Genomic DNA, 13,162 nt, shown 5'->3' with positions numbered 1-13,162 from the left:
AGTGACTCCGCTAACGTTCGAGCCATGGACAAGGAACAGGATCTGCAGGGCCGCGTCGCACTGGTCACCGGCGCGAGTCGCGGTATCGGCAAGGCCGTGGCGGCGAATCTGCTCGCGCGGGGCGCATCGGTCACCATCACCGCGCGCAAGAAGGAGCCGCTCGACGCCGCGGCCGAGGAACTGCGCGCCGAGGTACCCGGTGCGCGCATTCTGACCATCGCGGGCAACGCCGGAGACGACGATTCACGACGCGAGACCGTCGACCGGACCGTCGCCGAACTCGGGTCGCTCGACATCCTGATCAACAACACCGGCATCAACCCGGTCTACGGGTCCCTCATGGACGCCGACCTCGACGGCGTCAGGAAGATCTTCGAGGTGAACGTCGTCGCGTCGCTCGCCTACATCCAGCAGGCGCACCGAGCGTGGATGGGCGAACACGGCGGCGCCGTCGTCAACCTCGCCAGCGTCGCGGGCATCCGGTCGACCGGTGTCATCGCGGCATACGGTGCGTCGAAGGCTGCACTCATCCGCCTCACGGAGGAGCTCGCCTGGCAGCTCGGACCGTCGATCCGGGTCAACGCGGTGGCTCCCGGCGTCGTCAAGACGAAGTTCGCCGAGGCGCTCGTCGCCGGGGGCGAGGAGGCCGCGGCCGCGGGCTACCCCATGAAGCGGCTCGGAACTCCCGAGGATGTCGCCGAACTGGTCGGCTTCCTGGTATCCGACGCCTCGTCGTGGATCACCGGAGAGACGGTGCGCGTCGACGGCGGACTGTTGGCGACGGGGTCCCTCTGACCGACGTCCTGATCCTCGGGGCCGGCCCGTCCGGCCGTGCTGCGGCTCATCGCTGCGCGCGAGCGGGCGCGTCGGTGACCTTGATGGATCCCCATCCCGATCGGCGGTGGATCAACACCTACGGGACGTGGGCGGACGAGGTGCCCGGCTGGGTACCCGCGTCCGTCCGCGCGAGCACGGTCGACTCCCCCGTCGTGATCGGCGAGCGACGTCACGTGGTGGGTCGCAGCTACACGGTCCTCGACACCTCGCGGCTCCAGGACTCTCTGACCCTCGACGGGGTGACGGTCGTCGCGGCGCACGCGGCGGCCGTCGACTCGCGATCGGCGACCACCGCCGACGGGACCGTCGTGACGGCCGAAACAGTCGTCGACGCCCGCGGTTCGGCCCTCGGACCGGGGATACCCGAACAGACCGCCTACGGGATCGTCGTCGATGCCGACGTCGCGGCCCGGACCATGGACGATGCGCCGACGTTTGTCATGGACTGGCGTCAGGACAACGGTTCGGTGGTCGGGGCGACCCCGTCCTTCCTCTATGCGGTTCCGCTCGGCGACGGCTCGGTACTGCTCGAGGAAACCTGTCTGGTCAGCCGACCGGGCCTGTCGTTCGGCGAGCTGTCCCGTCGACTGACGGTTCGGCTGGAAGGCCGTGGACTGTCCCCCACGGGCGACGAACCGGTCGAACGAGTCCGCTTCGCGATGCGTCCGCCGGCAACCACCGTCGCGGGGGTGTTGACCACGGGCACGCGGAGCCCCGCTCTGCACACGGCCACCGGATACAGCGTGGCCGCGTCGCTCCGGCGCGCGGACGCCATCACCGGCGCAGTCCTGACCGGAGGCCGCGTCGACACGGTCCGGTCCCGCACCGTCGATCGGCTCAGATCCATCGGCGCCGACGCGCTGCTCGACCTTGCCCCGGGCGCGATCGCGACGTTCTTCGACACCTTCTTCGACATGAACGACGCGTCACAACGCGCCTATCTCTCGTCGGACGACGACGTAACCGGTATGTCCCGCGCCATGCTGACGGTGTTCTCGCGCATCGACCACGCGGACAGACGGGTCATCCTGGGGGCGGTCCGGCGCACCGCGATGTCGGCACTTCCGGGCATGCGGTCACACTCGGGGTGACGGGTGGTGGAAATGTGACCGCGAGTGGCCCAAGATTGGACACATGCGATCGATCTGGAAAGGCGCCATCGCCTTCGGCCTGGTGAACGTGCCGGTCAAGGTGTACACCGCCACCGAGGACCACGACATCAAATTCCACCAGGTCCACGGCAAGGACGGCGGGCGCATCAAGTACGACCGCAAGTGCTCGGTCTGCGGCGAGTCGGTCCAGTTCGCGGACATCGACAAGGCCTACGAGTCGCCGGACGGTGACCGGGTCGTCCTGACCGATCAGGACTTCTCCAAGCTCCCCGCAGCGGAGAAGCACGAGATTCCGGTACTCGAGTTCGTGCCCACCGAGCAGATCGACCCCATCCTCTTCGACAAGAGCTACTACCTCGAACCGGACTCCACCTCGCCGAAGGCGTACGTCCTGCTGCGCGAAACGCTGGCCGAGACCGATCGCACGGCGCTGGTGCACTTCACTCTCCGTCAGAAGACGCGATTGGCTGCGCTGCGTGTTCACGAGAACGTGCTCATGATCCAGACATTGCTGTGGCCCGACGAGGTCCGCGCGGCCGAGTTCTCGTCCCTGGACGACGTCACCGCTCCCCGGCCCCAGGAGCTGAAGATGGCCGGTGCGCTCGTCGAGAGCATGTCCGGTGACTTCGACCCGTCCGAGTACACCGACGACTACCAGATCGAGCTCCGCAAGGTGCTCGACGAGGCGATCGAGAACGGTGGCGAGAAGGTCATTCACGCCGAACGCGACGACGACGCGGACTCCGGCGAGGACGCCGAGGTGGTCGACCTCGTCGCCGCGCTGCAGCGCAGCGTCGAAGCGGCCGGTCGCTCCGGCAAGGGTCGCAACGACACCTCGGGCGGCGAGTCGTCGAAGGCTCCGGCCGAGAAGGCACCCGCCAAGAAGGCTCCGGCGAAGAAAGCAGCCGCGAAGAAGGCTCCCGCCAAGAAAGCACCCGCCAAGAAGACCGCGGCGAAGAAGGCCGACTCGCAGGAGCAGCACCGCAAGGGTGCCTGACGACGATTCCGTCCCGACGTGCACGCGAGCACGACCTTCACAAACGCGGCGCCCTGAATCCGTGTGGCTCACAACGCAGAACACGGTTGGTCTGTCGAACGACGCTCCTACTGTCGTCGTAGAAGATCTCGTGCGTCACATCGCACATGCACCACTACTCGGGGGAGTCACATGTTCGACGACTACACGTTCACCACCGTTGCCAACGACGGCCACCTCGTCAGCCCTGTCGTTCCGCTGACAGCCGACGCACCGTCGTTGCTGTTCTCCCGGAAGTACGCGGACATCGCCGCACTCAGCGCCGGCTCTCCGGAGCTTCTGCGGCCGGTCATCGACCCGGCCACCGTGGAACTCGTGCAGCAGATGGCCGCCCCGGCCGCGGAGGTCGCCCTCGTCTTCGGCGCGAACGGATTCGTCGGCGCTCACCTCGTCGCCGAACTGTCGACGCGTCCCGGGGTGACCCGCGTCTACGCCGGCGTGCGGTCCGCAGGCGACTCCACCGCGGTGGAGCGGTTCTACGAGACGGTCGAGAACTATTCGATCACCGCGATCGACCGATCGAAGATCGTCGTTCTCGAGGCGGTGCCGACGCGGTCGCGGTTCGGTCTGGACGAGGACACCTACCTCGAACTCCGCGGAACCGTCGACCAGGTGTTCAACTCGGCCAGCTCGACCGACTACGACTCCTCCTACGTCGAACTGCGCCAGGACTGGTTCGAGAGCCTCCTGCGTGTCGTCCAGTTCACCCTCGAGGACCGTCGCAAGCATCTGACGTACATGGGGTCGATCGGCGCCTTCATCTACACCAGCCCCGAGGACTTCCAGCGACCCGATTCCTGGTGGTACTCCGGCTACTGCCAGATGAAGTGGATCAACGGTGAACTGCTCGGGTGGCTCGCACGCGACGGCGTCGCGTCCGTGACCCTGGCGCAGTCCCCCTACGTCCTGGGCAGCACGACGGTGGGTAAGGACCCGGGTCGCGTGTACAGCTTCTGGCGCGCCATCGAACTCGCGAACGCGGTCGGAGTCATGTGGGACGGACCGGGCATGAACTACGCGCCGGTCGACGTTCTCGCGCGCGTGCTCACCGACAACGCACTCGGCGACGACACGATGCACCACCTGGTGCCGTCGAACCCCGTGGAGTACAGCAACGCGGTCATCGCGAACGCACTCGGACTGAAGCTGGTGCCGTGGACGGAGTTCAAGGCGATCGTCGACAGCAAGATCCCCGTCGAGAAGACCGCATCTCTGCTGGGTTCCGACGTCAACGACCTCATCCGACGGTCCAACGCCCCGTCGCGTATGCCGGCCGGCTTCGACGGATCGACGTGGGATCACGACGCGCTGTTCGCGCTCTACCTGTCGAAGATCCAGTTCCGTCACGCCGCCACCCGGACGCGGCTGGTCACTGCGTGACGGTGCGCCCCACTCCCCGGCCGGCACGCGCCGGCCGGGTGCCCCCTCAGCCGATCTTCCTCGAGTCGGGCCTGCGCTACCGCGTACGCGTGTTCGCCGGCGACTTCGTCGAGTTCACCCTGGGCCTCCTCTACTACGTCGCACTCGGCACACTCGGACTCGCAGCGGTCGCGCTCGACAGCGTCCTCCGCACACGGCTGTATGACGCGTTCATCGCGCTCGTCGAGCGGATCGATCACGGAAAGAGCCCCTCGTGACACCCCGACTACCCGCAGCGGGCGTCCTCGGATCGGCCGCCGCCGCGCTCCTCGTCGGCGGGTACTCGTATTGGCGGACCGCGGCGTTCCTGCGCGACCCCGACCGCACGCCACCGGCAGACCCGTCGTCGATCGTGTCGGCGGCCGACGGCTACGTCACGTACGTCAAACGGGTCGAGCGCGGCGAACTGCCCATCGCCGTGAAGAAGCGACGCTCCATACGGTTGTCCGAGTACGCGGGCGTCGAGTCCGATGCCAGCGGGTGGCTGATCGGGACGTACATGACGGAGCATTCCGTCCACCGCAACCGCGCCCCCGTCGGAGGGACAGTCGTGCTCCGTGAACATCGCGGCGCCGCCCCGTTCAACAGGTCGATGGCCCGCATGACGGCCAATCTGGTGTTGCACCGCACCCCGTACGACGAGGGGTGCGACTACTTGCTGACCAACGAACGCCTCACCATCGGCATCCGACACGACGCCGGTTCCACGGTCTTCGTCACCCAGATCGCAGACCTGTGGGTCGACCGAATCGTCGCCCACACCGACGTCGACGACCGACTCGAACGCGGCGAGCAGTACGGCCTCATCCGATTCGGCTCCCAGTGCGACGTGTTCCTGCCCGACGACCTCCTCGACGGCGACGACGCGATTCTGGTCCGACCCGGCCAGTACGTGTGGGCCGGGGAGTCGGTGGTGGCCCGCGCTCGCGTCCAGGCACACGAACAGGTACTCGGAGGAGTGTCATGACAACGAAGACCGACACGGCCGTCGGCACGGTCACCGTGACGCCCGTCCGTTCTCGACGGGACTGGGCAGCGTTCTCGAAGGTCCCCTTCGTCGTGTACGCGTCGGATCGCAACTGGATCCCCGGCGACATCGCGGACGTCGGCACGATGTTGCGGAAGCCGTCGGAGAAGACGAGCGGTCGCATGACCAGCCAGGCTTTCCTCGCCTACCGCGGCTCGACACTGGTGGGGCGCATCGCCGCCATCGCCGACCTGGTGTTCATCGCTCACTACGACGAACCCACGGCGTACTTCGGGTACTTCGAATGCCTCGACGATGTCGAGGCGGCGCACGCGCTGCTCGATGCGGCAGCCGAGTGGGCCACTGCGAAGTCGCTGACCACACTGGTGGGACCCATGAGCCCGTCGCTGTTGTGGAGCGCGGGAATACTGGTGCACGGCAACGACATTCCGCCGTTGGTCGGCATGCCGCACAACCCGCCGTACTACGCCGAGCTCGTTGAGAGCTGGGGCATGACGAGCGTCAAGGAGTTCCACAGCTTCTATCACGACGATCCGCACAGCTTGGTCCAGACGAAGCCGTTCGAACGCAAGTACGCGATGGGCCAGCGGTGGAAAGCTCGGTCGTCGGTGACCATCCGACCGATGAACGACGCCACCTTCGACGAGGACGTCGAGAAGCTGCGCGTGCTCTACAACTCGGCGTTCAGCTCGTTCTGGGGATTCACCCCGGTCGAACCCGACGAGATCCAGGAGCTGGTCGCGACGATGCGACCCATCCTCGACCGCGACATAGTGCTCTTCGCCGAGCTCGACGGCAAGGTGGTCGGTTTCGTCATGGGCATTCCCGACGTCAACAAGGCTGCGCTCGGAGCGGTGCGCTCACGCTTCGGCATCCTGCGAGATCTTCACACCATCGCACGATGGCGTGGGCCCGGCGGTCGCAAGCACCGTACGCACGTTCGTCTTGACATGATGTTCGTCGATCCCGAGTGCCCGGACAAGGGCACCTCGGCGTTGCTGATATTCGAACTGTTCCAGCGCATCCACGACCGCGGATACGACTCCATCGAAGCTGCACCGGTACTCGCCGACGGCGGCTGGTTCCGCTCGGTGCGGGCGTCCTACCCGGTGGACCCGAGCAGGACGTACCGCATCTTCAGCAAGACGATCAGACCGTGAATCCGAGGGCGCGAAGCTGTTCGCGTCCGTCGTCGGTGATCTTGTCCGGACCCCACGGCGGCATCCAGACCCAGTTGATCTTGAGTTCCTCGGCCAGCCCGCTCCGCACCAAGGCCGTGCGGCTCTGATCCTCGATCACGTCGGTCAGCGGGCACGCCGCGGACGTGAGCGTCATGTCCAGTGTCACCACTGCCGCGTCGTCGATGGAGATCCCGTAGACGAGACCCAGGTCGACGACGTTGATGCCCAGTTCGGGGTCGACGACGTCACGCATGGCCTCCTCGAGGTCCTCGATGACGGAATCGGGCGCCGCTGCGCTGCTGTCGGTATCGGTCATGATCGTCCTCCACTGTTCGCGTGCTCGTCCTGCGTCTCCACAGTACGAACAACGGCGTCCTTGAATGCCATCCATCCGAGCAGCGCGCATTTCACGCGTGCCGGGTACTTCGCCACGCCCGCGAAGGCGATGCCGTCACCGATGACGTCCTCGTCACCCTCGACGGTTCCACGGCTGCCGACCATCGCCGAGAAGGCATCGACCGTCGTCAACGCGTCCTCGACGGTCAGACCGACGACCTGGTCGGTGAGCACCGACGTCGCGGCCTGGCTGATCGAACATCCCTGCCCGTCGTACGACACGTCCTTGACGACTCCGTCGACCAGGTCGACTCGCAGGGTGACCTCGTCACCGCAGGTGGGATTGACGTGATGCACCTCGGCGCCGAACGGCTCACGCAGACCGCGGCCGTGCGGATGCTTGTAGTGATCCAGGATCACTTCCTGGTACATCTGATCCATTCTCATGCGGCACCACCGGTGACACCGAAGAACGACTGCGCGGTACGGATCGCGGCGCCGAGAACTCGCACCTCGTCGACGGTGTTGTACACCGCGAACGACGCACGTGCGGTGGCGGCGACTCCGAAGCGACGATGCAGCGGCCAGGCGCAGTGATGTCCCACGCGGATGGCGACACCTTCGTCGTCGAGGATCTGCCCGAGATCATGAGCGTGGATGCCGTCGACGACGAACGAGACGGCCCCACCGCGATCGCGGGTGTCCGTCGGGCCGATGATGCGCACCCCGTCGATACCGCCGAGTTCGGCGAGTGCCGCCTCGGTGAGGGTGTGCTCGTGGGCGGCGACCGCATCCATGCCCAGGGCGTTCAGGTAGTCCACGGCAGCACCGAGACCGACGACCTGCGACGTCATGGGCACCCCGGCCTCGAAGCGCTGAGGAGGAGCGGCGTACGTGGTCTGCTCCATCGTCACCGTCTCGATCATCGAGCCACCGGTGATGAACGGAGGCATCGCGGCGAGCAGGGCGGCCTTGCCGTACAGGACACCGACACCCGACGGACCGAGCATCTTGTGGCCGGAAAACGCCGCGAAGTCCACGTCCAGCGCTGCGACGTCGACCGGCATGTGCGGCACCGACTGGCACGCGTCGAGCACGACGAGGGCGCCGACGGCGCGGGCACGGCGGACGATCTCCTCCACAGGTGCCACGGCGCCGGTCACGTTGGACTGGTGCGTGAACGAGACCACGCGGGTCCGCTCGGTCAACTCGAGCGAATCGAGGTCGATGCGGCCGTCGTCGGTGACTCCGTACCACCGCAGCGCCGCGCCGGTACGACGCGAGAGTTCCTGCCACGGAACGAGATTCGCGTGATGTTCGAGCTCGGTTATCACGATCTCGTCGCCCGGACGCAGCGATCGGTCGAACCGATCGTCGCCCAGGACGTACGTCACCAGGTTCAGCGATTCAGTGGCGTTCTTCGTGAACACGATCTCGTCCGGCTGCGCTCCGACGAACGCGGCGATCGCCGCGCGAGCACCCTCGTACGCATCGGTGGCTTCCTCGGCGAGCTGGTGCGCACCGCGGTGAACCGCGGCGTTGCACGTGGTCAGGAAGTGGCGCTCCGCGTCGAGTACCTGGACGGGCCGCTGGGAGGTCGCGCCGGAGTCCAGGTACACGAGGGGCTTCCCGTCCCGGACCGTGCGGCCCAGGATAGGGAAGTCCTCACGCAGCCGCGCGACGTCGAGCGTCCCGACTGTCGCGGCGGCCGTCATGCGCCCGCGGTGGTCTTCGTGAAGCGCTCGTACCCGTTGGTCTCGAGCTCGTCGGCCAGTTCCGCGCCGCCGGACTCGACGATGCGGCCGGCCGAGAACACGTGAACGTGATCGGGCGTGATGTAGCGCAGGATGCGGGTGTAGTGCGTGATCAGCAGGATGCCGCCGTTCTCGCGCTCCTTGTACCGGTTGACGCCCTCCGACACGACGCGCAGCGCGTCGACGTCGAGGCCCGAGTCGGTCTCGTCGAGGATGGCGATCTTCGGCTTGAGCAGACCGAGCTGCAGGATCTCGTGACGCTTCTTCTCACCACCGGAGAAGCCTTCGTTGACACTGCGCTCGGCGAACTTCGGGTCGATCTCGAGCTCGGTCATCGCCTCTTTGGCTTCCTTGACCCAGTGGCGCAACTTCGGGGCCTCGCCGCGGACGGCGGTTGCGGCGGTACGCAGGAAGTTCGACATCGAGACGCCGGGCACCTCGACCGGGTACTGCATGGCCAGGAACAGGCCGGCGCGAGCGCGCTCGTCGACGGACATGTCGAGAACGCTCTCCCCGTCGAGCATGATGCTGCCCGAGGTGACGCGGTACTTGGGGTGGCCTGCGATCGCGTAGGACAGCGTGGACTTGCCGGAGCCGTTGGGGCCCATGATCGCGTGCGTCTCACCGGACGAGACCGTGAGGTTCACACCCTTCAGGATCTCGATCGGCTGCGAAGCGTCGTCGGTGTTCGCGACGTCGACGTGCAGATCGCGGATTTCGAGAGTGGACATGAAGTTCCTTGCCTGTCGGAAATGGTGACGAGAGTGTGGTGGGTCGAGCGATCAGACGCCGGTGATGGCGAGTTCTGCTTCGACCGCGTCGGACAAGCGTGTCCGGATCGACTCGACGGGAATCTTGGCGATGATGTCGTGGAAGAACCCACGCACCACGAGCTTGCGCGCCTGATCCTCGGGGATACCGCGCGACCGCAGGTAGAAGAGCTGCTCGTCGTCGAACCGTCCGGTAGCACTCGCGTGCCCGGCGCCGGCGATCTCCCCTGTCTCGATCTCGAGGTTCGGCACGGAATCCGCGCGCGCACCGTCGGTCAGGATCAGGTTGCGGTTGAGCTCGAAGGTGTCCGTGCCCTCGGCCTTCGCACCGATGACGACGTCGCCGATCCACACCGTGCGCGTGTCGGGCTTCTTCGACGCGGGGTCACCCTGCAGCGCGCCCTTGTAGACGACGTTCGACTTGCAGTTGGGCGCCGTGTGGTTGACCAGCAACCGCTGCTCGAGGTGCTGACCGTCGTCGGCGAAGTACAGGCCGAGCAGTTCGGCGTCGCCGCCCGGACCGGTGAAGTTGACGGTCGGGGTGAGCCGCACCAGGTCTCCGCCGAGACTGACCGAGAAGTACCGCAGGACACTGTCGCGTCCGACCGAGGCGTGGTGCGACGCCACGTGCACGGCGTCGTCGTCCCACTCCTGCAGCGCCACGACCGTGAGCTGTGCGCTGTCGGCCACGAGGAACTCGACGTTCTCGGCATAGGTGCCGCCGCCGCGCTGCTCGAGCACGACGGTGGCGCGAGCGAACGCCTCGACCCGGATCTGGAGGTGTCCGTAGGCGACCGAGTCGGCGCCGGGGCCGTCGACCGTGATGGTGAGAGGCTCGGAGAGCTCGGCCTCACCGGCGACGGTGACGATGGTGGCGGACTCGAACGACGAGTAGGCCTGCGCCGCGACACGGTCGGCGGGCACGCCGGCCTTGCCGAGACGCTGGTCCTCACGACCGACGGTCTCGACGCGCACCGACTCCGGAGCGTCGGACACCGTCACACGAGCGGTACCGGTCGCTGTCGCCGACCCGTCGTGCAGACCGCGGAGTCGACGCAGCGGCGTGAAACGCCAGATCTCGTCGCGACCGGACGGGATCTCGAACGCCTCGACGTCGTACGACGAGAACTGCGCGCCCTTGTTGGCGACGATCTCACGCTTGTTCTCGCCGACGACGGCGCCGATCACGCCGGCAGAGCCGGTGGTGACATCACTGTGGGGCGAGGTCATCCGACCGATCCCTCCATCTGCAGTTCGATCAGGCGGTTGAGTTCGAGGGCGTACTCCATGGGGAGTTCCTTCGCGATGGGCTCGACGAAGCCGCGGACGACCATCGCCATCGCCTCGTCCTCGGTGAGCCCGCGGCTCATCAGGTAGAAGAGCTGATCGTCGCTGACCTTGGACACGGTGGCCTCGTGGCCCATCGTCACGTCGTCCTCGCGGATGTCGACGTAGGGGTAGGTGTCGCTGCGGCTGATCTGGTCGACCAGCAGGGCGTCACACTTGACGGTGGAGCGAGACCCGTGCGCGCCCTTGTTGATCTGGATCAGACCACGGTAGGACGTGCGGCCACCGCCGCGTGCCACGGACTTGCTGACGATGTTCGAGGACGTGTTCGGCGCGAGGTGCAGCATCTTGGACCCGGTGTCCTGGTGCTGACCCTCACCGGCGAACGCCACGGACAGAACCTCGCCCTTGGCGTGCTCGCCGGTCATCCAGACCGCGGGGTACTTCATGGTGACCTTGGAGCCGATGTTGCCGTCGATCCACTCCATGGTCGCGCCGGCCTCTGCCTTGGCGCGCTTGGTCACCAGGTTGTAGACGTTGTTCGACCAGTTCTGGATGGTGGTGTAGCGGCACCGACCACCCTTCTTGACGATGATCTCCACGACGGCGGAGTGCAGCGAGTCGGACTTGTAGATCGGCGCGGTGCATCCCTCGACGTAGTGCACGTAGGCACCCTCGTCGACGATGATGAGCGTCCGCTCGAACTGGCCCATGTTCTCGGTGTTGATGCGGAAGTACGCCTGCAGCGGGATGTCGACGTGGACGCCCGGGGGCACGTAGATGAAGGATCCACCGGACCACACGGCGGTGTTCAGCGCCGAGAACTTGTTGTCGCCGGCCGGGATGACGGAGCCGAAGTACTCCTTGAAGATCTCCGGGTGCTCACGCAGGCCCGTGTCGGTGTCCATGAAGATGACACCCTGCTCCTCGAGGTCCTCGCGGATCGAGTGGTAGACGACCTCGGACTCGTACTGAGCCGCGACACCGGACACCAGGCGCTGCTTCTCCGCCTCCGGGATACCGAGACGGTCGTACGTGTTCTTGATGTCCGCCGGCAGGTCGTCCCAGGTCGCTGCCTGCTTCTCGCTGGAGCGCACGAAGTACTTGATGTTGTCGAAGTCGATGCCGTCGAGGTTGGATCCCCAGTTGGGCATGGGCTTGCGGTCGAAGGTCTTGAGGGCCTTCAGACGCGTCTCGAGCATCCACTCGGACTCGCTCTTCTTCTGCGAGATGTCACGCACGACGGCCTCGGAGAGCCCTCGCTTCGCGCTCGCGCCGGCGACGTCGGAGTCCGACCAGCCGTAGCCGTACGTACCGAGCGAGGCGATGGTCTCGTCCTGCGTGAGTGTCGCGGGCACCGTGGGGGTCACCTGGTCTGGTGTGACGGTCATGCGGGCTCCTTCCGGAGGCGATCGAGCGTGAGACTGACTGTGGGGTCGGTGGCGGCGTCGTCGTGTGCAACTTCGCCTGGTGCAACACCGACGTCGTCGTCGGTATTGCCTGAATCGGGGGTCGACAGTGTGCGAAGGGGCACATGTGTCGTGCACGCGCAATCGCCGTTGGCGATGGTCGCGAGGCGCTGGACGTGCGTTCCGAGGAGGTCGGCGAAGGCTTCCCTCTCCGCGGTGCACAGTTCCGGGAACTCGGCGGCGACGTGCGACACCGGGCAATGGTGCTGGCAGATCTGGACGCCGTTCCCGACCGGCCTGGTGGAGGCGGCGAATCCGGAATCGGTCAGCGCCTCGGCTATGGCATCGGCCGTGCGCGACACCGATTCGTGCGACGAGGTGTCCGCGGGCTCTACGTCGGCGACGATGGACTGGATGCGACGACGCGCGAAGGTGCGGACCGCGTCGTCACCGCCGATCTCCCGGAGGTGACGCATGGCGGCGCCGGCCAGGTCGTCGTACGAGTGCCCCAGCCGCGATCGTCCCCGGGCGGTGAGCGAGAACATCTTGGCCGGACGGCCACGAGTGCGGGAGCCGGGCCGCGGAGTCATGGTGACTCGCGCGTCGCCCGCGTCGATGAGAGCATCGAGGTGCCTGCGCACACCGGCCGCGCTGATCCCGAGCCGGGAACCGACGTCGGTCGCGCTGATCGGCCCCTCCTCCAGCAGAAGGGTGATGACCGACGAGCGCGTGCGCCCCTCGGCGGCGACCGCGGATCCGGCTGCGGACGTGACCGACGCGACGTCGTCGCGGGCGCCTGCGCGCTCGCTGGAACGTTCGGTAGTCGTTTTCACAACACCAGTGTGACCGAATTACCGGACAGGTTCCAGCAAGGGCACCCTGGGTCGACGGACGCTGCCCTCGCACGGGCGCGACTCGGGCGTTGTGGTGGCCGTGACCGAGATGTCGATACGCTTCGCCCTGTGCCCCCCTCCGACGACGTCGTCCCGGTGACGGAGTCGCGCGTCGCGCAGTCGGCGCGGACGACCCGGAC

Annotated in this window: 14 protein-coding genes; 7 read left to right on the top strand and 7 right to left on the bottom strand. The window is 66.8% G+C overall.

Annotation, left to right across the window (positions count from 1 at the left end):
- Positions 1 to 24: 24 nt before the first annotated feature.
- The 7 genes from AC0IX4_RS12395 (at position 25) to AC0IX4_RS12365 (ending at position 6,552) form a co-directional block, all read left to right on the top strand.
- Positions 25 to 795: an SDR family oxidoreductase gene (locus AC0IX4_RS12395; protein WP_042574583.1), complete on the top strand. Its 771-nt coding sequence runs from the start codon at positions 25 to 27 to the stop codon at positions 793 to 795.
- The gene (locus tag AC0IX4_RS12390; RefSeq protein WP_471829131.1) at positions 735 to 1,928 is read left to right on the top strand and encodes a lycopene cyclase family protein; all 1,194 of its coding nucleotides are present in this window, start codon (positions 735 to 737) and stop codon (positions 1,926 to 1,928) included. Before AC0IX4_RS12395 ends, AC0IX4_RS12390 begins: the two co-directional genes overlap by 61 nt.
- A gap of 43 nt (positions 1,929 to 1,971) precedes the next feature.
- The gene (ku, locus tag AC0IX4_RS12385) at positions 1,972 to 2,946 is read left to right on the top strand and encodes a non-homologous end joining protein Ku (RefSeq protein ID WP_471829130.1); all 975 of its coding nucleotides are present in this window, start codon (positions 1,972 to 1,974) and stop codon (positions 2,944 to 2,946) included.
- 171 nt (positions 2,947 to 3,117) lie between these two features.
- Positions 3,118 to 4,365, top strand: a complete 1,248-nt coding sequence (locus AC0IX4_RS12380; RefSeq protein WP_471829128.1) for an SDR family oxidoreductase — start codon at positions 3,118 to 3,120, stop codon at positions 4,363 to 4,365.
- Complete coding sequence (locus AC0IX4_RS12375) at positions 4,362 to 4,622, top strand: hypothetical protein (protein ID WP_471829127.1); 261 nt, start codon at positions 4,362 to 4,364, stop codon at positions 4,620 to 4,622. Before AC0IX4_RS12380 ends, AC0IX4_RS12375 begins: the two co-directional genes overlap by 4 nt.
- A complete protein-coding gene (locus AC0IX4_RS12370) occupies positions 4,619 to 5,371 on the top strand; it encodes a phosphatidylserine decarboxylase (protein WP_471829126.1) in 753 nt (250 codons plus the stop codon). Before AC0IX4_RS12375 ends, AC0IX4_RS12370 begins: the two co-directional genes overlap by 4 nt.
- Positions 5,368 to 6,552 carry a GNAT family N-acetyltransferase gene (locus AC0IX4_RS12365; protein WP_471829125.1) on the top strand — a complete coding sequence of 395 codons (1,185 nt, stop codon included), beginning with the start codon at positions 5,368 to 5,370 and terminating at the stop codon, positions 6,550 to 6,552. Before AC0IX4_RS12370 ends, AC0IX4_RS12365 begins: the two co-directional genes overlap by 4 nt.
- Here the strand turns inward: AC0IX4_RS12365 and AC0IX4_RS12360 are convergent.
- From AC0IX4_RS12360 to AC0IX4_RS12330, 7 genes are read right to left on the bottom strand one after another with little or no spacing between them, the layout of a single operon-like run.
- The gene (locus AC0IX4_RS12360) at positions 6,542 to 6,889 is read right to left on the bottom strand and encodes a metal-sulfur cluster assembly factor (RefSeq protein ID WP_042574587.1); all 348 of its coding nucleotides are present in this window, start codon (positions 6,887 to 6,889) and stop codon (positions 6,542 to 6,544) included. The two genes, AC0IX4_RS12365 and AC0IX4_RS12360, sit on opposite strands and share 11 nt — an antisense overlap.
- Complete coding sequence (sufU, locus tag AC0IX4_RS12355) at positions 6,886 to 7,356, bottom strand: Fe-S cluster assembly sulfur transfer protein SufU (RefSeq protein WP_471829124.1); 471 nt, start codon at positions 7,354 to 7,356, stop codon at positions 6,886 to 6,888. Before sufU ends, AC0IX4_RS12360 begins: the two co-directional genes overlap by 4 nt.
- On the bottom strand, positions 7,353 to 8,624 hold the full coding sequence (locus AC0IX4_RS12350) for a cysteine desulfurase (RefSeq protein WP_471829123.1): 1,272 nt from the start codon (positions 8,622 to 8,624) through the stop codon (positions 7,353 to 7,355). Before AC0IX4_RS12350 ends, sufU begins: the two co-directional genes overlap by 4 nt.
- A complete protein-coding gene (gene sufC, locus AC0IX4_RS12345) occupies positions 8,621 to 9,394 on the bottom strand; it encodes a Fe-S cluster assembly ATPase SufC (RefSeq protein WP_042574590.1) in 774 nt (257 codons plus the stop codon). Before sufC ends, AC0IX4_RS12350 begins: the two co-directional genes overlap by 4 nt.
- Positions 9,395 to 9,445: 51 nt before the next feature.
- The gene (sufD, locus tag AC0IX4_RS12340) at positions 9,446 to 10,663 is read right to left on the bottom strand and encodes a Fe-S cluster assembly protein SufD (RefSeq protein WP_471829121.1); all 1,218 of its coding nucleotides are present in this window, start codon (positions 10,661 to 10,663) and stop codon (positions 9,446 to 9,448) included.
- Positions 10,660 to 12,111 (bottom strand): Fe-S cluster assembly protein SufB, encoded by a 1,452-nt coding sequence (gene sufB / locus AC0IX4_RS12335; RefSeq protein WP_042574592.1) that lies wholly within the window; start codon positions 12,109 to 12,111, stop codon positions 10,660 to 10,662. Before sufB ends, sufD begins: the two co-directional genes overlap by 4 nt.
- On the bottom strand, positions 12,108 to 12,962 hold the full coding sequence (locus tag AC0IX4_RS12330) for a helix-turn-helix transcriptional regulator (protein WP_471829120.1): 855 nt from the start codon (positions 12,960 to 12,962) through the stop codon (positions 12,108 to 12,110). The genes sufB and AC0IX4_RS12330 overlap by 4 nt, the downstream gene beginning before the upstream one ends.
- Between the last annotated feature and the right edge of the window lie 200 nt (positions 12,963 to 13,162).

The organism is Rhodococcus sp. AC861 (genome assembly GCF_979256035.1).
The sequence above is the reverse complement of the archived record's forward strand: the minus strand, read 5'-3'. Positions and strand labels throughout refer to the sequence as shown.